The organism is Halomonas halodenitrificans DSM 735 (assembly GCF_000620045.1).
Lineage (GTDB): Bacteria > Pseudomonadota > Gammaproteobacteria > Pseudomonadales > Halomonadaceae > Halomonas > Halomonas halodenitrificans.
Genome location: NZ_JHVH01000001.1, coordinates 151,614 through 170,214 on the forward strand (window position 1 = coordinate 151,614; position 18,601 = coordinate 170,214).

The 18,601-nt window shown below is 64.3% G+C and carries 11 protein-coding genes and 1 pseudogene; 2 read left to right on the forward strand and 10 right to left on the reverse strand.

Annotated features, from left to right (window positions below):
- The first annotated feature begins 118 nt into the window (after positions 1–118).
- Both mutS and fdxA read left to right on the forward strand, forming a co-directional pair.
- Positions 119–2,698, forward strand: a complete 2,580-nt coding sequence (gene mutS / locus Q358_RS0100760; protein ID WP_027960285.1) for a DNA mismatch repair protein MutS — start codon at positions 119–121, stop codon at positions 2,696–2,698.
- Positions 2,699–2,984: 286 nt separating this feature from the next.
- The gene (gene fdxA, locus Q358_RS0100765; RefSeq protein ID WP_027960286.1) at positions 2,985–3,308 is read left to right on the forward strand and encodes a ferredoxin FdxA; all 324 of its coding nucleotides are present in this window, start codon (positions 2,985–2,987) and stop codon (positions 3,306–3,308) included.
- Between the two features lie 448 nt (positions 3,309–3,756).
- Here the strand turns inward: fdxA and eno are convergent, their stop codons facing one another.
- The 10 genes and pseudogenes from eno to Q358_RS0100815 all read right to left on the reverse strand — a co-directional run bounded on the left by eno (position 3,757) and on the right by Q358_RS0100815 (position 18,599).
- Positions 3,757–5,049, reverse strand: a complete 1,293-nt coding sequence (gene eno / locus Q358_RS0100770) for a phosphopyruvate hydratase (protein ID WP_027960287.1) — start codon at positions 5,047–5,049, stop codon at positions 3,757–3,759.
- Positions 5,050–5,083: 34 nt separating this feature from the next.
- Positions 5,084–5,935 (reverse strand): 3-deoxy-8-phosphooctulonate synthase, encoded by an 852-nt coding sequence (gene kdsA / locus Q358_RS0100775; RefSeq protein ID WP_027960288.1) that lies wholly within the window; start codon positions 5,933–5,935, stop codon positions 5,084–5,086.
- A gap of 5 nt (positions 5,936–5,940) precedes the next feature.
- Complete coding sequence (locus Q358_RS0100780; RefSeq protein ID WP_027960289.1) at positions 5,941–7,596, reverse strand: CTP synthase; 1,656 nt, start codon at positions 7,594–7,596, stop codon at positions 5,941–5,943.
- 190 nt (positions 7,597–7,786) lie between these two features.
- Positions 7,787–9,205 carry an FAD-dependent oxidoreductase gene (locus Q358_RS0100785; protein WP_027960290.1) on the reverse strand — a complete coding sequence of 473 codons (1,419 nt, stop codon included), beginning with the start codon at positions 9,203–9,205 and terminating at the stop codon, positions 7,787–7,789.
- Positions 9,206–9,386: 181 nt separating this feature from the next.
- The gene (gene gltB, locus Q358_RS0100790; protein WP_027960291.1) at positions 9,387–13,838 is read right to left on the reverse strand and encodes a glutamate synthase large subunit; all 4,452 of its coding nucleotides are present in this window, start codon (positions 13,836–13,838) and stop codon (positions 9,387–9,389) included.
- 452 nt (positions 13,839–14,290) lie between these two features.
- Complete coding sequence (gene aroB, locus Q358_RS0100795) at positions 14,291–15,397, reverse strand: 3-dehydroquinate synthase (RefSeq protein WP_027960292.1); 1,107 nt, start codon at positions 15,395–15,397, stop codon at positions 14,291–14,293.
- A 3-nt stretch (positions 15,398–15,400) separates the two neighbouring features.
- Positions 15,401–15,943 carry a shikimate kinase AroK gene (aroK, locus tag Q358_RS18890; protein ID WP_027960293.1) on the reverse strand — a complete coding sequence of 181 codons (543 nt, stop codon included), beginning with the start codon at positions 15,941–15,943 and terminating at the stop codon, positions 15,401–15,403.
- A pseudogene (locus tag Q358_RS16260) lies at positions 15,943–17,256 on the reverse strand (type IV pilus secretin PilQ); the annotation flags it as partial. The gene aroK and the pseudogene Q358_RS16260, both read right to left, overlap by 1 nt.
- 201 nt (positions 17,257–17,457) lie before the next feature.
- Complete coding sequence (locus tag Q358_RS0100810) at positions 17,458–17,982, reverse strand: pilus assembly protein PilP (RefSeq protein ID WP_084286394.1); 525 nt, start codon at positions 17,980–17,982, stop codon at positions 17,458–17,460.
- On the reverse strand, positions 17,979–18,599 hold the full coding sequence (locus Q358_RS0100815) for a type IV pilus inner membrane component PilO (RefSeq protein WP_027960295.1): 621 nt from the start codon (positions 18,597–18,599) through the stop codon (positions 17,979–17,981). Before Q358_RS0100815 ends, Q358_RS0100810 begins: the two co-directional genes overlap by 4 nt.
- Between the last annotated feature and the right edge of the window lie 2 nt (positions 18,600–18,601).

The window sequence follows — 18,601 nt, forward strand, 5'->3', positions numbered from 1 at the left end:
AGGCCTGACGAGGCGAGGCCATCTGCGTAGAATACTGCCTTTGCCGAGGGGATGCAGGCGCTACCCCCGCTCGCCCACCCGTTGATCGCTCAACGATACCAGGAGCCCGGAAATCACCATGTCCCAGGCCAGCACCCAGCATACGCCGATGATGGCCCAGTACCTGAAGATCAAGCGCGAACATCCCGAGGTGCTGCTCTTCTATCGCATGGGCGACTTCTACGAACTCTTCTTCGAGGACGCCAGGCGCGCCGCCTCGCTGCTGGATATTACCCTGACCCAGCGCGGCCAGTCCGCCGGCCAGCCGATCCCCATGGCCGGGATCCCCTACCATAGTGCCGAGGGATACCTGGCGCGCCTGGTGGCCGCCGGCGAATCGGTGGCAATCTGCGAGCAGATCGGCGACCCGGCCACCAGCAAGGGGCCGGTGGAGCGTCGCGTGGTACGTATCGTCACCCCCGGCACCCTGTATGACGAGGCGCTGCTCGACGCCCGCCGCGACAACCTGCTGGTCGCCGCGCATGTCACCAGCGAGCGCATCGGCCTGGCCTGGCTCGAGCTCTCCAGCGGGCGCTTTAGCGTGCTGGAGGTGGAAAGCGAAGGCGAGCTGCTGGCCGAGCTCCAGCGCCTCGACCCGGCCGAGCTGCTGGTGGCCGAGAGCCTGAGCCTGCCGCCGAGCCTGGAGGGGCGCCGCGGGCTGCGCCGCCAGAGCGACTGGCTGTTCGACCTCGAGGGCGCGACCCGCCTGCTGTGCGACCAGTTTGGCGTACAGGACCTGCGTGGCTTCGGCTGCGCGCACCTGACCGGCGCGATTACCGCCGCGGGCGTGCTGGTGGAGTATGCCCGGGATACCCAGCGCTCCCGTCTCCCCCATGTCACCGCCATCGGCGTGGAAAGCCGCGATGACACCGTGGTCATCGACGCCGCCAGTCGCCGCAACCTGGAGATCGATACCAACCTGGGCGGTAGCGGCGACAATACCCTGGCCAGCGTGCTCGACACCACCGCCACCGCCATGGGCTCGCGACTGCTCAAGCGCTGGCTCAACCGTCCGCTGCGCGACCGCGAGCGTGTCCAGGCCCGCCAGTCCGCCGTCACCCTGCTGCTGGAGGCGGACGGCTTCGTGACGCTCACCGACTCGCTCAAGGCGATCGGCGACGTGGAACGCATCCTGGCCCGCGTCGCCCTCTACAGCGCGCGACCGCGTGACCTGGCACGGCTGCGCGATGCCTTCAACGCCCTGCCCGACCTGGCGTCCCGGCTCGCCGGCTACTCCGAGGGCTCCGCCCTGGACGAGCTCAAGCGCCATGTTCACCCCTACCCCGAACTCGCCGACACCCTGAACCGCGCCCTGATGGAGAACCCGCCGGTGGTGATCCGCGACGGCGGCGTGCTCGCCGATGGCTTCGACGCCGAGCTCGACGAACACCGCGGCCTCGCCGAGCATGCCGGCGACTACCTGGTCAGGCTCGAGACCCGGGAGCGCGAGCGTACCGGCCTGCCCGGCCTCAAGGTCGGCTACAATCGGGTACATGGCTATTACATCGAAATTCCCAGGGCACAGGCCAAGGAGGCGCCGGCGGACTATATTCGTCGCCAGACCCTGAAGAACGCCGAACGCTTTATCATCCCCGAGCTCAAGGAGTTCGAGGACAAGGCCCTGTCGGCGAAATCCCGGGCCCTGGCCCGCGAGAAGCTGCTCTACGAGGGCCTGCTCGACACCCTGAATGCCGACCTCGGCGCCCTTCAAGCCAGTGCCCAGGCCCTGGCGGCACTGGATGTGCTATGTAGCTTCGCCGAGCGCGCCCATGCCCTGGAGCTCGTGCGTCCACGCCTCGCCGAGGCGCCGGGCATCGCCATCCACGGCGGCCGCCACCCGGTGGTGGAGCGAGTCAGCGATACGCCCTTCGTGCCCAACGACCTGAACATGGGTGACGAACGCCGCATGCTGGTGATCACCGGCCCCAACATGGGCGGCAAATCCACCTATATGCGACAGGCCGCGCTGATCGTACTCCTCGCTCATACCGGCAGCTTCGTGCCCGCCGACGAGGCCGAGATCGGCCCGGTGGACCGCATCTTCACCCGCATCGGTTCGTCGGATGACCTGGCCGGCGGCCGCTCCACCTTTATGGTGGAGATGACCGAGACCGCCAATATCCTGCATAACGCCACCGACCACAGCCTGGTGCTGATGGACGAGATCGGGCGTGGCACCAGCACCTTCGACGGCCTCTCCCTGGCTTGGGCCAGCGCCGAGCACTTGACCCACACCCGTGCCTTTACACTGTTCGCCACCCACTACTTCGAGATGACCGCCCTGGCCGAGCTGGCCGAGGGTGTGGCCAACGTGCACCTGACCGCGGCGGAGCACAAGGACGGCATCGTCTTCATGCACCGGGTGGAAGAAGGCCCCGCCAGCCAGAGTTATGGCCTGCAGGTGGCCCAGCTGGCCGGCGTACCCCAGGGGGTGATCACCCGCGCCCGGGAAAAGCTCTCTCAGCTCGAACAGCAGGAGGTCGACCAGGGCAGTCGCCCGACGAGCGTCGCAGACCGCCCCGCGGCGGCGCCCCTACAGAACGACCTCTTCGCCAGCCCGCCTCACCCGCTGGTGGAAGAGCTCGATGGCCTCGCCCTCGACGACCTCAGCCCGCGTCAGGCCCTGGCGCTTCTCTACCGCTGGCGGGAGGCACTGTGACGGGATAGTGCCATCGCTCCCACCAGAACCAAGGGCTGCCGGGGACGCCCCGAGACAAGATAGCGCCTCTCCCGGCCAGCCACAGGCCGCCAGGCTGCCAGGCGCTCGGCGATCGCCCTGACAAGAACGCGCCTTTGCTTGCGGCGGCCGGGCAGCGGCGACTAAAATGAACGGATATATGGAATTCATAGAATAAAAACCATGGTTTTTATTACCTTTTATTATTCACATCGGTCGGGATCCGCCACGACAGCGCGAATCAGGCCATGAGGGAGGGAAGAGTGGCATGACATTCGTCGTCACCGAGAACTGCATCAAATGCAAATACACCGACTGCGTCGAGGTGTGTCCGGTGGACTGCTTCTACGAAGGGCCCAACTTCCTAGTCATTCACCCCGACGAGTGCATCGACTGCGCCCTGTGCGAGCCGGAGTGTCCCGCCGAGGCGATCTTCTCGGAGGATGAGTTGCCCGACGGCCAGGAACCGTTCGTCGAGATCAACGCCGAGCTGGCCGACGTATGGCCGAATATCAGCGAGAAGAAGGACCCGCTGCCCGAAGCCGAGGAGTGGGATGGCACGCCCGGCAAGCTGGACAAGCTGGAGCGCTGAGGCGCCTCGCGCGCACCACATCAAGAAACAATGCCGGCCGTCTTGCGACGGCCGGCATTGTTTTATAAAGAAGAAAGGCGGCCCTGAGGCCGCCGGCTCCATGCGATTCCTCGAGCGGCTCCTTCCACTCGAACTCCCGTGATGGCGTCCCTGTCCGGGAACGGCATCCTGCCGCACCGGACGCATCACCCGATGCATCCCATTGCACCCTGTCGAGGCGGCGTCTCACGCCCCGGAAGGACGCCAATTCTGTCAGATACCCGGGGCGGCACAAGCAGGACCGAGCATCACCGCCCCCGGCATCGTTGTCCGTGGTGAACCGCAATATCGAACAACTAACCCATTAATTTCAAAAAGATAAAAAACCGGCCGGCATCCTGGGTGCCGGCCGGCTTTCTTGGCGGACGACAAAAACGCCGCCATTTTGTCAGCGATTTCCTACATTAGACTACTGACCCTTGATCGCCGACAGGCCGGGGTAGACCACGCCATCACCCAGCTCACTCTCGATGACCAGCAGGCGGTTGTACTTGGCGACCCGGTCGGAGCGACACAGCGAGCCGGTCTTGATCTGGCCGGCACTGGTACCGACCGCCAGGTCGGCGATGGTGGTGTCCTCGGTCTCGCCGGAGCGATGCGAGATCACCGCGGTGAAGCCGGCATCCTGAGCCATGCGAATCGCGTCCAGCGTCTCGGAAAGCGAGCCGATCTGATTGAACTTGATCAGGATGGAGTTGCCGATCTTCTCGTCGATGCCGCGCTTGAGGATGCGAGTGTTGGTCACGAAAAGGTCGTCCCCCACCAGCTGCACCCTATCGCCGAGCTTGTCGGTCAGCGCCTTCCAGCCGTCCCAGTCTGACTCGTCCATGCCATCCTCGATGGAGGCGATGGGGTAGTCGTCGCACAGACCGGCCAGATAGTCGGCAAAGCCTTGCGCATCATACTGCTTGCCCTCGCCGGACAGGTCGTATTGACCCTCCTTGAAGAACTCGGACGAGGCACAGTCCAGCGCCAGGGTCACGTCGCTGCCGAGCGTGTAGCCGGCCGCTTCCACCGCCTGCTTGATCACCGCCAGCGCCTCGGCGTTGGAAGCCAGGTTGGGAGCAAAGCCCCCCTCATCGCCCACCGAGGTGGCCAGGCCGCGAGCCGAGAGCACCTTCTTCAGGGCATGAAAGATCTCGGCGCCCATGCGCAGGCCCTCCCGGAAGTTGGGGGCCCCCACCGGCTGCACCATGAACTCCTGAATGTCGACATTATTGTCGGCATGCTCACCGCCGTTGAGGATATTCATCATCGGCACCGGCATGCTGTACTGACCCGGACGACCGTAGAGCTCGGCGATATGGGCATACAGCGGCACCCCCTTGGCGTTGGCCGCCGCCTTGGTCGCCGCCAGCGATACGGCCAGGATGGCGTTGGCGCCGAGGTTGGCCTTGTTGTCGGTGGCATCGAGGGCCAGCATGGCGTCATCGAGGCCGCGCTGATCCCGGGCATCCATGCCGACGAGCTTGCCACGAATGGCGCCATTGATGGCTTCGACGGCCTTCAGCACGCCCTTGCCCAGATAGCGCGCCTTGTCGCCATCACGCAATTCCAGGGCCTCACGGGACCCGGTGGAAGCACCACTGGGGGCGCAGGCCACGCCCACGGCACCGCTCTCCAGCTGAACCTCGGCCTGAACGGTGGGGTTGCCGCGGGAATCGAGTACCTCGAGGGCACGGATATCGACGATCTTGGTCATGCGAATCTTCCTTAGTCGTGTCGGCGTTGAAGTGTCATGAAATCTCTAGCGGTGCGAAGCCCTTTACCAGGTTATCGAGGGCCTTGAGCTGGGTCAGGAAGGGCTCGAGCCGCTCCAGCGGCAGGGCACAGGGGCCATCACACTTGGCGTTATCGGGATCCGGGTGGGCCTCCAGGAAGAGGCCGGCGAGCCCCACGGCGACGCCGGCACGCGCCAGCTCGGCCACCTGGGCACGGCGGCCGTCGGCGCTGTCGGTGCGTCCGCCGGGGCGCTGCAGCGAGTGGGTCACATCGAACAACAGCGGCAGGCCACTCTGCTTCATCTCGCCGAAGCCCAGCATATCCACCACCAGGTTGTTGTAGCCGAAGCTCGAGCCACGTTCGCAGAGGATCACCCGGTCATTGCCGGCCTCCTCGCACTTGCGCACGATATGGCGCATCTCGTGAGGCGCCAGGAACTGCGGCTTCTTGATATTGATGATCGCCCCGGTCCTGGCCATGGCCACCACCAGGTCGGTCTGGCGAGCCAGGAAGGCCGGCAGCTGAATCACGTCGGCCACTTCGGCCACCGGTTCTGCCTGCCAGGGTTCATGGACGTCGGTAATGACCGGCACCCCGAAGCGTGCCTTCACCTCGGCCAGCATCTCGAGCCCCTTCTCCAGGCCAGGGCCGCGAAAGGAATGGATGGAACTGCGATTGGCCTTGTCGAAGCTCGCCTTGAACACATAGGGCATGCCGAGCCTGCCGGTCACTTCGACATAGGCCGCGGCCACTTCCAGGGCCAGGTCACGGGATTCCAGCACGTTCATCCCACCGAACAGCATCAGCGGTAATGAATTGCCGGCCTTAAGGCCGGCAAACTCGATGGTTCTCTCGGGGACACTCATCCAACTCACTCCTGGTGGGAGGACTGGGCGCGACCGCGTGCCGCCTTGTGCTCCAGTGCCGCGTTGACGAAACCGGTGAACAGCGGATGGCCATCCCGGGGCGTCGACGTGAACTCCGGATGAAACTGACAGGCCACATACCAGGGATGGTCGGGCAGCTCGATCACCTCGACCAGGGAGTTATCGACGCTCTTGCCGGAGACCACCAGGCCGGCCTGCTCGAGCTCGTCAACGAACTGCTCGTTGACCTCGAAGCGGTGGCGGTGACGCTCGACGATCTCATCGGCGGCATAGGCCTCGCACGCCTTGCTGCCAGCCTTTAACTGGCAGACCTGGCCACCCAGGCGCATGGTGCCACCGAGGTCGGAGGCCTCGTCACGCAGCTCTATCTTGCCTTCGGGGCTAAACCATTCGGTGATCAGGCCAACTACCGGATGCCGAGTATCATGGGTGAACTCGGTGGAGTCGGCATCCTCCCAGCCGGCCACGTGACGAGCGAACTCGATGACCGCGACCTGCATGCCAAGGCAGATGCCCAGGTAGGGAATCCCGTTCTCGCGGGCATACCGCGCCGCGGCGATCTTGCCTTCCACGCCGCGCTCGCCGAAGCCACCAGGCACCAGGATGGCATCCTTGCCGGCCAGACGCTCGGCGCCGTGGTGCTCGATATCCTCGGAGTCGATATAGTCGACGTTGACCTTCACGCGGGTCTGGATGCCGGCATGGATCAGCGCCTCGTTGAGCGACTTGTAGGCATCGAGCAGCTCCATGTACTTGCCGACCATGGCGATATTGATCGACTTGAGCGGGTTGAGCTTGGCGTCGAGCACATGGACCCACTCGCTGAGGTCGACTTCAGCGGCCGTCAGGCGCAGCTTGTCGCAGACGATCTCGTCCAGGCCCTGCTCATGGAGCATCAGCGGGATACGATAAATAGTATCGGCATCCTGCAGGGGGATGACCGCGCGCTCTTCCACGTTGGTGAACAGGGCGATCTTGCGCCGCTCGCTCTCCTCGAGCTCCACCTCGCTGCGGCAGATCAGAATATCCGGCTGGATACCGATGGAGCGCAGCTCCTTGACGCTATGCTGGGTGGGCTTGGTCTTGGTCTCGCCGGCCGTCTTGATATAGGGCACCAGGGTCAGGTGCATGAAAATCGCCCGACTCGCCCCCAGCTCGCTGCGAATCTGACGGATCGATTCCAGGAAGGGCAGCGACTCGATATCGCCCACGGTGCCGCCGATTTCCACCAGCGCCACATCGAAACCTTCGCCGCCCTTGTAGACGCGGCGCTTGATCTCGTCGGTGATATGCGGAATCACCTGCACGGTGCCGCCCAGGTAGTCGCCGCGGCGCTCCTTGCGAAGCACGTGCTCGTAGACCCGACCGGTGGTGAAGTTGTTGCCCTGGGTCATCTTGGTGCGAATAAAGCGCTCATAGTGGCCCAGGTCGAGGTCGGTCTCGGCGCCATCCTCGGTAACGAACACCTCTCCGTGCTGGAAGGGGCTCATGGTGCCCGGGTCCACGTTGATGTACGGGTCGAGCTTGAGCATGGTGACCTTGAGGCCGCGGGCCTCGAGAATCGCCGCAAGCGAGGCCGACGCGATGCCCTTGCCTAAAGAGGACACAACGCCACCGGTCACGAAGATATATCGTGTCATGAGGAACCTTCGAAGCATGATCGGTAGGCCCGGCAGAAAGCCGAGCCAGGATGGGACGATAGAGTAGCAGAACACGCCCAACGGCTCAATTTTGGGCGATGGCCTGGCCTGGCCATCGCGACACCGGAGACCGCCCGGGGCGGCCCCGTCGCCCCTCGCTCCTGGCCACCTCGAGCACCGGCTTCAGGCCCTACACTCCCAGGTAATCCAGGATGCCCTCGGCCGCCTGACGCCCCTCGTAGATGGCGGTGACCACCAGGTCGGAGCCGCGCACCATATCGCCACCGGCGAAGATCTTCGGATGACTGGTCTGGAAGGCGAATTCACTCTGCTCCGGGGCCTTGACCCGGTCCCGCTCGTCGACCTCGACCCCCGCCTCGGCGAACCATTCGGGAGGGTCGGGCTGGAAGCCGAAGGCGACGACCACGGCGTCGGCGGGAATCACCTCCTCGGAGCCCGGCACCACCTCGGGACGCCGACGGCCGTTCTCGTCGGGCTCACCCAGGCGGGTGCGTACCACCTTGACGCCCTCGACCCGGCTCTCACCCACCACCGCGACCGGCTGGCGATTGAAGAGAAATTCCACGCCCTCCTCGCGGGCGTTGGCCACCTCCTTGCGCGAGCCAGGCATGTTCTCCTCGTCGCGGCGGTAGGCACAGGTGACGCTGACAGCCCCCTGGCGAATCGAGGTGCGGTTGCAGTCCATGCTGGTATCCCCGCCACCCAGCACCACCACCCGCTGCCCCTCGAAGGAGATGTACTCGGCGGGGTCCTTCTCGAACCCCAGGCAATGCTTGGCATTGGCGACCAGGAAGTCGAGGGCCTTGTAGACGCCGGGCAGGTTCTCGCCCGGGAAGCCTCCCTCCATATACTTGTAGGTTCCCATGCCCAGGAAGATGGCGTCGTACTCCTCGAGCAGGGCGTCATAGGCGATGTCGCGGCCGACCTCCACGCCCAGGCGGAACTCGACTCCCATCTCCTCGAAGATCTCGCGGCGACGCTCCATGACGTTCTTCTCGAGCTTGAACTCGGGAATACCGAAGGTCAGCAGGCCGCCGACCTCCGGATGACGATCGAACACCACCGGCCTGACGCCGTTACGCACCAGGATATCGGCACAGCCGAGGCCCGCCGGGCCGGCGCCGATCACTGCCACCCGCCTGTCGGTCCAGGTCACCCGGGACATGTCCGGGCGCCACCCCATGTCGAAGGCGGTGTCGGTGATGTACTTCTCCACCGAGCCGATGGTCACGGCGCCGAAGCCATCATTGAGGGTGCAGGCCCCCTCGCAGAGACGGTCCTGGGGACAGACCCGGCCACACACCTCGGGCAGCGAGTTTGTCTTGTGACACAGCTCTGCCGCTTCGAGGATGTTCCCTTCGCTGACCAGCTGCAGCCAGTTGGGAATATAGTTGTGCACCGGGCACTTCCACTCGCAGTAGGGATTACCGCAGTGCAGGCAGCGATGCGACTGGCTCGCCGCCTCCTGGGGCTTGAAGGGCTCGTAGATTTCGGTGAGTTCCGTCACACGGATGCGGGCGTCCTTCTTCTCGGGGTCCTGACGCCCCACATCGATAAACTGGAAGTCGTTGTTCAAACGATTGGCCATGCTGTCTACTCCTGGAAATTCTGCCGGCCACCCGGCCGAGCCACGGACCCGGCGGGCGCTGATCACCCTGACGATGCAGGCTGTTGCCAGCTTTCTAGCCGGCCGATGCCGCCGCCTATTCCGGCTGACGCCGCCTCTTATTCCGGCCGACGCCGTCTCTTATTCCGGCTGACGCCGCCTCCTATTCCGGCTGACGCCGGGATTGGGCCAACAGGCTCTTCAGGCTCGCCGCCTTGGGCTTCACCAGCCAGAAATGACGGACAAAATCGCTGAAGTCCTCGAGGATGGCGCGACCTCGGGCCGAGCCGGTCTCGGCGACGAACTCCTCGACTACCTCACGCAGATGGCGACGGTGGGCTTCCATGGCCTCGGTATTGATTCGCTGGATCTCCACCTGCTCGTGATTGACCTTGTCGACGAAGGTGCGATTCTCATCGAGCACATAGGCGAAGCCACCGGTCATGCCCGCCCCGAAGTTGTCCCCGGCCTTGCCGAGTACCGCCACCAGGCCACCGGTCATGTATTCACAACCGTGGTCACCGACCCCCTCGACCACCGCATGAGCGCCGGAATTGCGAACGGCGAAGCGCTCACCCGCGGTGCCGGCGGCGAACAGCCTGCCGCCGGTCGCGCCATAGAGGCAGGTGTTGCCGATAATGGCCGTCTCGTGGCTCTCGAACCGGCTCCCCCGCGGGGGCGTGATCACCACCTTGCCCCCGTTCATGCCCTTGCCGACATAGTCGTTGGCGTCACCCTCCAGGTAGAGATTGAGCCCCCGGGCGTTCCACACCCCGAAGCTCTGGCCGGCCACACCGGTAAAGCGGGCGGTGATCGGCGCCTCCTCGAGCCCCGCCTCACCGTAGCGCTTGGCGATGGCGCCGGAGGTCAGCGCCCCCACACTGCGGTCGCAATTGGTGATGACGAACGCGGCATCCGCCCCGGTCCTGTGCTCGATCGCCTCACGGAACGCCTCCAGCACCTCTCGGTTCTTGGCGCCCGGGTCGTGGGGCTCATTGCGATTCACCCGGCAGAACTGCGGGGCCTTGGCCGGCACATGGTCGTTGCCGAGCAGCGGGGAGAGGTCGAGCTTGCCCTGGGAGGCGGTCACCCCCTCGATCGCCTCGAGCAGCTCGGTGCGGCCGATCAGATCGGCGAGCCTTCGCACGCCGAGCATCGCCATCAGCTCGCGCACCTCCTCGGCGATAAAGCGGAAGTAGTACTTGACCATATCCACGGTGCCACGGAAGTGTTTATCGCGCAGATAGACTTGCTGGGTCGCTACGCCGGTGGCGCAGTTGTTCAGGTGACAGATACGCAGATACTTGCAACCCAGCGCCACCATGGGGGCGGTGCCGAAGCCGAAGCTCTCGGCACCGAGAATCGCGGCCTTGACCACATCGAGGCCGGTCTTGAGACCGCCATCGGCCTGCAGCCGGATCTTGTCGCGCAGGCCATTGATGCGCAGCGCCTGGTGCACCTCGGGCAGGCCCAGCTCCCAGGGCGAGCCCGCGTGCTTGATGGAGGTAACGGGACTCGCCGCGGTACCGCCATCGTAGCCGGAGACGGTGATCAAATCGGCATAGGCCTTGGCCACACCGGTGGCGATGGTGCCGATCCCGGGCTCGGAGACCAGCTTCACCGATACCTGGGCATCGGGATTGACCTGCTTGAGGTCGAAGATCAGCTGGGCCAGGTCCTCGATGGAGTAGATGTCATGATGGGGAGGCGGCGAGATCAGGGTCACGCCGGGCACCGCATAGCGCAGCCGAGCGATCAACTCGTTCACCTTGCCGCCGGGCAGCTGGCCGCCCTCCCCGGGCTTGGCCCCCTGGGCCACCTTGATCTGCAACACCTCGGCATTGACCAGATAGGCCGGCGTGACGCCGAAGCGCCCCGAGGCGATCTGCTTGATTTTCGAGGAGCGGATGGTGCCGTAACGAGCCGGATCCTCGCCGCCCTCGCCGGAGTTGGAGCGTCCGCCGGATTCGTTCATGGCCTGGGCCAGCGACTCGTGGGCCTCCGGGGACAGCGCACCCAGCGACATGCCGGCGCTGTCGAAGCGCGGCAGCAGGTCTTCGACCGACTCCACCTCCTCGAGAGGCAGCGGTTCGGCAGCCGACGTGAGGCGCAGCAGGTCACGCAGGGTGGCGGGGGGACGCTCGTTGACCAGCGCGGCGAAATGCTTCCATTTGGCGTAGCTGCCCCCCTGTACCGCCTCCTGTAGCGCCTTGACCACGTCGGGATTGAAGGCATGGTACTCGTGGCCATGAACGTACTTGAACAGTCCTCCCTGACTGATGCCCTTGCGCGGAATCCAGGCGTCCCGGGCGAGCAGCGCCTGTTGCAACTGCAGCTCGGCGAAACCGGCACCCTGGATCCGCGAGGCCATGCCCGGGAAGCACAGCGCCATCACCTCGTCGCCGAGGCCCACCGCCTCGAACAGCATGGAGCCGCGATAGGAAGCGAGCGTCGAGATTCCCATCTTGGACAGAATCTTGAACAACCCCTTCTGCAGCCCCTTGCGGTAATTCTCGCGGGCATCGGCGGGGTCGCCCACCAGCTCGCCGGTACGATGCATGTCGGCCATCACCTGATAGGCGAGCCACGGGAAGACCGCGGTGGCGCCCACACCGAACAGCACCGCCATCTGGTGAGCATCCCGGGCGTAGCCGGTCTCCACCACGATATTGCAACGCGGGCGCAGCGCCAGCCGACCCAGGTGATGGTGCACGGCGCCCACGGCCAGGGCGGCATGGATCGGCAGCTCGTCACGCTCGAGGCCGGTATCGGAGAGCACCAGGAGCACCTTCCCCGCCTGCACCGCCTCTTCGGCCTCGCCGCAGAGCTTGCGCAACGCCGCCTGCAGGCCATGGCGCTCGGGCTCATAGGCCATGCGCAGGCGGTGACAGGCATAGGCCGGGTCGTCCTGTTCCACCAGCGCGGTGAACTTGCGTGGCGAGAGGACCGGCGTGGTCAGGATGATGCGGTGGGCGTGCTCCGGCGTCGCCTTGAAGACATTGCGCTCGGCGCCGATGCAGGTCTCCAGCGACATCACGATCGCTTCGCGCAGCGGATCGATGGCCGGATTGGTGACCTGGGCGAACTTCTGGCGGAAATAGTCGGTGAGCAGGCGCGGCTTGGCGGAGAGGACCGCCATGGGAGTATCATCGCCCATGGAGCTCACCGCCTCCTGGCCATCCCCACCCAGCGGGCGCAACAGCATGTCGCGCTCCTCGAAGCTGACCTGAAACATCTTCTGGGCCACGGCCAGGGCGTCGGCATCCATAGGGTGGAAGCTGGCCAGCTCGGTGAGCGCCGACTCCAGGTACTGGGCCTCCTGCTTGAGCCAGCGCTTGTAGGGGTAGGCCGACTTGAGACGCGCGTCGATGTCGTCGGTATGCAGCACCTCGCCGGTCTCGGTGTCCACGGCGAGTATCTGACCCGGCCCCACGCGCCCCTTGGCCACCACGTCCTCGGGCTGGTAGGCGTAGGTGCCTACCTCCGAGGCCAGGGTAATGAAGCCGTTCTTCGTGACCACCCAGCGTGCCGGGCGCAGGCCGTTACGGTCGAGCATGCACAGCGCCTGGCGGCCGTCGGTCATCACGACCCCGGCGGGCCCATCCCAGGGCTCCATATGCATGGAGCTGTACTCGTAGAAGGCACGCAGCTCGGCATCCATCAGCTCGACGTTCTGCCACGCCGGCGGCACCATGATGCGCACCGCGCGGTGCAGCTCCATGCCCCCCATCAACAACACCTCGAGCATGTTATCCATGCTCGAGGAGTCGGATCCTTGAGTGTTGACGATCTCGTCGAGCTCGGCGATATCGGGCAGCCGCTCGCAGGCAAAGTTCTCCTTGCGGGAGTTGGCCCAGCCGCGATTGGCCTCGATGGTGTTGATCTCGCCATTGTGGGCCAACAGCCGGAACGGCTGGGCCAGCGGCCAGCGTGGCGCGGTGTTGGTGGAAAAACGCTGATGGAAGACGCAGATGGCGGTCTCGAGGCGCACATCGCCGAGATCCCGGTAAAAGGCCGGCAGGTCCACCGGCATCACCAACCCCTTGTAGGAGAGCACCTTCTCGGAAAGCGAACAGACATGGAACTCGGATTCGTCCCGCAGCGCCTGTTCGGCGAAACGGCGAGCCATGAAGAGGTCGACATCGAAAGACGCGGGGTCGGCGCTCTTGCCGGGCTCCACGAAGAGGTGACGAATGCGCGGCAGGCACTCGAGCGCCATGGGACCGCACACCGAGGCATCCACCGGCACCTCGCGCCAGCCACGGATCACCAGGCCTCGGGCACGCAACTCCCCCTCGAGGACCCTGGCGGCATGATCGGCACGGGCATCATCGTCGGGCAGGAATACCGCCCCTACCGCGAAGCGCTCGCCGAGAACGACACCCAGCTCGGCTTCGGCGACATGGCGCATGAAGGCGCCCGGCAACTGCAGCAGCAGGCCGCAACCATCGCCGGTCTTGCCGTCGGCGGCGATACCACCACGGTGGGTCATGCAGGTCAGGGATTCGATGGCGGTGCGCAGCAGCTCGTGGCTGGCACGCCCCTCCATATGAGCGATCAGGCCGAACCCGCAGTTGTCACGGAACTCGCCGGGTTGATGAAGGCCTCTGTTCATGGGCTCGCCTCGAAGAAGTGGTTTTTTTTAATACAAATACCGTGCTATATTTTAAAGTTTTTATTTTATCGACACTGATACCTTGTTCGCGCCGATCTGCGCGGCAAACGGGAGCCAAGCATAGTCAGCGGCCGCACTTTCGCGCAATAAAAACCTTCGACACCTCCTCAAGAATCACCGTTAAATCCGTTAGTTACCTACCCTCATCGAAACAAAAAACCCACTCACTCAATGACTTGCACTACCCATAAACGAAAAATAAACGAAATAAAAGACTCGCTAGACTTTAGTCTAATCCCCATCGAAACATCCATGCCGATAACGCATGGCACATGCTGATTAACAGAATCTGACCGACATCGCTCGCGATTTCACCCGACATAAACGAGCACGCCCGCACCAGGATGGCGCGGGCGTGATGGGCCGGCGAAGGCAACGGCAGAGAGGAAGAGTCAGGCGCGGGGGAAGCGTTCCAGCAGACCCCGCAGGGTCGCCTCGGGAGTGGTGTCATGCACGCAGGCGGCGCCCAGGGCATGCAGCAGCACCAGGCGCAGGCGGCTGTCGACGTTCTTCTTGTCGAGGCGCATGCGGGCAAGGAAGTCATCGACGCCCATGTCCCCCGGGGCAGCCAAGGGCAGCGCGGCGGCCTCGAGCAGCGCCCTCACCCGGGCCACATCTGTCTCGTCGAGCCAGCCCAGGCGCGCCGAGAGTTCGGCGGCCATCAACATGCCGGCGCCCACCGCTTCACCGTGCAGCCAGGCACCATAGCCCTGGTGCGCCTCGATGGCGTGGCCGAAGGTATGACCCAGGTTGAGCAACGCCCGCACCCCTTGCTCGGTCTCGTCCTCGGCGACGATCTCGGCCTTGAGGGCGCAGCTGCGCTGAATGGCATGCGCCAGGGCCTCCGGATCCAGGCCACGCAACGCCGGCACCTCCCGCTCCAGCCAGGCGAGAAAGTCGGCATCACGAATCAGGCCGTACTTGATCACTTCGGCCAGGCCGGCAGACAGCTCGCGGGGCGGCAGCGTCTCCAGGGTATCGGTATCGATCAACACCCCGCGGGGCTGCCAGAAGGCACCGACCATGTTCTTGCCCAGCGGATGATTGACCCCGGTCTTGCCGCCCACCGAGGAATCCACCTGCGCCAACAGGGTGGTAGGCACCTGGATAAAGGCCACGCCGCGCTGATAACAGGCCGCAGCGAAGCCCACCATATCGCCGATCACCCCGCCCCCCAGGGCCACCAGGGTGCAGCGACGGTTGAAGCCCGCCTCGAGCAGCGCATCCCAGATGCGCGAGACATGCTCAAGATTCTTGGTGGCCTCACCATCCGGCAGCACCAGTTCATGCACCTCCACACCTTCGGGCAAGGCGCCGCGGCAGCGCTCGAGATAGAGCGGCGCCACCGTTTCATTGGTGATGATCATCACCTGCCGACCGGCCAGCCAGGGTGTCAGAATACCGGGCTCACCGAGCAGACCGGGACCGATATGAATGGGATAACTGCGGCTGCCCAGCGCCACCTCTAGGGTGTGCGGGCCGGAAGGAGTCTGGGTCATGGTTCAGGCCTTGGCTTGCAGAGGGTCGACCAGCCGCGTCACGCGGCGGACGATATCATTGACCACCGAGCGAGGACCGCGACGATCGGTACGCACGGTGAGGTCGGCGGTGGCACGATAGAGAGGGTCACGCTGATCAAACATCTCCCGCAGCACCGCCTCCTTGTCGGGGCGCTGCAGCAAGGGGCGGCTGCGGTCCTTGGCGGTCCGCTTGAGCTGCTGCTCCACGGTAGTAAAGAGGTAGATGACGGTGCCACGCTCACGCAGCATGCGACGGTTCTGTTCGCGCAGCACGGCGCCGCCGCCGGTCGCGATTACCACCCCTTCACGGCGAGTCAGCTCATCGATCATCAGGCTCTCGCGGTCGCGAAATCCCCCCTCGCCCTCGACATCGAAGATCCAGGGAATATCGGCACCGCAGCGTGCCTGGATCTCGTGGTCGGTATCCAGAAAATCGCGAGAAAGCTCGGCCGCCAGGAGGCGGCCGATGGTGCTCTTTCCGGCCCCCATGGGACCGATCAGTATCAATTTGGGTAGTGCCAACATCAGCGAAGGGCCACACCGTCGTCAAGGATTCGTGGGGTGATAAACACTAGCAACTCTACCTTTTCGTTGCTCTGTTGGGTATAGCGGAACAACCGCCCCAGCACCGGCAGGTCTCCAAGAAAGGGCGTCTTGGCCAGGCTTTCGATCTCCTCGGTCTGCAGGATACCCCCCAGTACCACGGTCTGACCGTTATCGACCAGTACCTGGGTCTGGATCTCATTCTTGTTGATGGGCGGCTCTTCGCCCGTCCTGAAGTCGCCGAAGGTATCATTGGTGATCGCCACATCCATGACAATACGGTCATCCGGGGTGATCTGGGGCGTCACCTCCAGCGACAGCACGGCCTCCTTGAATTCGGTGCTCACGCTATCACCATCCGACGCCACATAGGCACGCTCCTGCCCCTGCTTGATCAACGCCAGCCGTTGATTGACGGTGATCACACGCGGCTGAGAGATGGTGTAGCTCTTCCCCTCGCTCTCAAGAGCTCGTAACTCGAGATCCAGCAGGATATCACCGGACAGATAGCCGAACCCGAAGCGGGTCATGGGGTTGGCGCTACCGAGGTCGACGGCCAGCCCCCCGCGGCGAAAGGTCTCTCCGCTCGGGCCATCGGCGCCACCGATGTATTCGCCACGCGACTCCCGCTGCCCGGAAAAGCCGTCGCCATACGTCACCCTTGGCCGGCCCTGCGAGGCACCCCCCAGGTCAAACCTTCCGTTGCCGCGTGGAGAGGAGATGCCCCAGTTAACCCCGAGCTCCCGAGAGGCGCTATCGCTGGCAATCACGATACGCGCCTCAATCTGTACCTGCCGCACGGCGACATCCAGTCGATCCAGGGTCGACAGGATGCTGACAATCTGCTCGGCCGTATCCTGCAGCAACAGGGTGTTGGTACGCGGGTCCACGGCCACCCTGCCGCGCTCGGTGAGAAGCCCAAAGCCTTCGTCTCCACCCCGAAGAAGCGCGGCGATATTTGCCGCCTTGGCGTAATTCAGCGGAATATACTCAGTCTCCAGCGGTGCCTGGGACTCCCACTGTTCGCGGGACTGGATCTCGAGCTGTTCGCGTCGAGCCAGCTCGGCAGAGGGGGCCACCACGATGACGTTGCCCTCCTGGCGACTCGAGAGACCATGACTCTCGAGCACCAGGTCCAATGCCTGGTCCCAGGGCACATCCTCCAGGTTAAGGGTCACGCGACCCTGTACACCATCGCTGGCCACCAGGTTCAGGCCGGTGACGTCCGCGATGATCGCCAGCACCGAGCGCACCTCGATATCCTGAAAGTTCAAGGTGATCCGCTCGCCGACATAGCCCCCACCACCTCGAATGTCGGCGCTTGCGTTCTGCAGGAAGTCGCGGTCTTCGAGCGTCGAGGCCGCCTGGACGCTTTCCGACACCGCCAGCATGGCAACGACCATGACGGCATGCCTTGTTACGAGTAACCCGATAGCCTTTCTGGATTTTTTCATTCCTGCCCCCATCGTCAGCGATCGTCCGGGCATGCGACCGTTTCACTCCAACGTCAGCTCTCGGTGACGCTCGACCCAGGTCCCCTGCATCATCACCAGTTCCACCAGCAGAACAGACGTTCTCGTGATGCCCAGGATGCGGCCATGGTCACGCCCTAGATGATGGCCAACCCTTAACCGGCGCACTCGCCCACCGGGCTCCCTGAAGAGGGCCGACGGCTCCCCCCTCACCATCAAGGTCCCCACCAGGTCAAGCGCATCGAGGGCATAGGCCTCGAGCCGGTCCCGCTGGCGACCGGCCCTCGGCATGATCGATGAGTCAACCGACGCTTCACGAGCGGTATCAAGCGCTCGGGGCCGGAAGGGACTGCGCTTCTCCAAAGGCAGATAATTCACGACATCGGGTTCGGGAATGACAGGGGATTCGAAAGACGGCGCCGCTCCCGGGTCATCGCGCAAGGCGGCCAGCCGGCGGTCGAGTTCGTCGAGACGAGGATCACTGCAGCCCGTTATCAACACGCATGCCACGAACAGGAAAAGACGCCTGGACTCGCCGGGTAGCATCATGTCTCTCCCCTGTCTTGCTGACGATAACTGTAGGTTCTCGCCTGCATGGAGAGCCTGAGTCGCTGGCCGTTCTCCTCGGGAGTCAGCGTCAGGTCATGGAGCGTCACGATCCTTGGCATGCTGGCCACATCCGCCAGAAAGGCCCCAATCCGGTGATAGTCACCACGCACCTGAATATCAAAGGGCCTCTCGGTATAGTGATCCTTCTCCACCTGGGAGCGCAGACGAAGAAAATCGATAGCCAACTGATGGTCGATGGCGGCCTCGCTGATACTATCCAGCAACGAGGGCACCTCTGACCCGGTCGGCAACATCTCGCGCAGTGTCTCCATGCTCGCATCGAGGACGCTCATCTGCTCGCGCATGGCCTCGAGACTAGCGGCCTGGGCCGTCTTGCTGCGGTAGTCAAGAATCAGCCGCGACTCTTCGGCCCGGACCTGATCGAGCTGTTCCTTGGCGGATGCAGCCAGATACCAGTGCATGCCGAAGAACATCACGCCCAGCACCAGTAAACAGAGCAGTAGCTGTAGCGACCACGGCCAGCTCCCGGCCTCCTTGACATCCAGTTCGCGCCAGTCCAGCTCGCCCAGGCGCCGCATCTCGACAATGAGGCTCATAC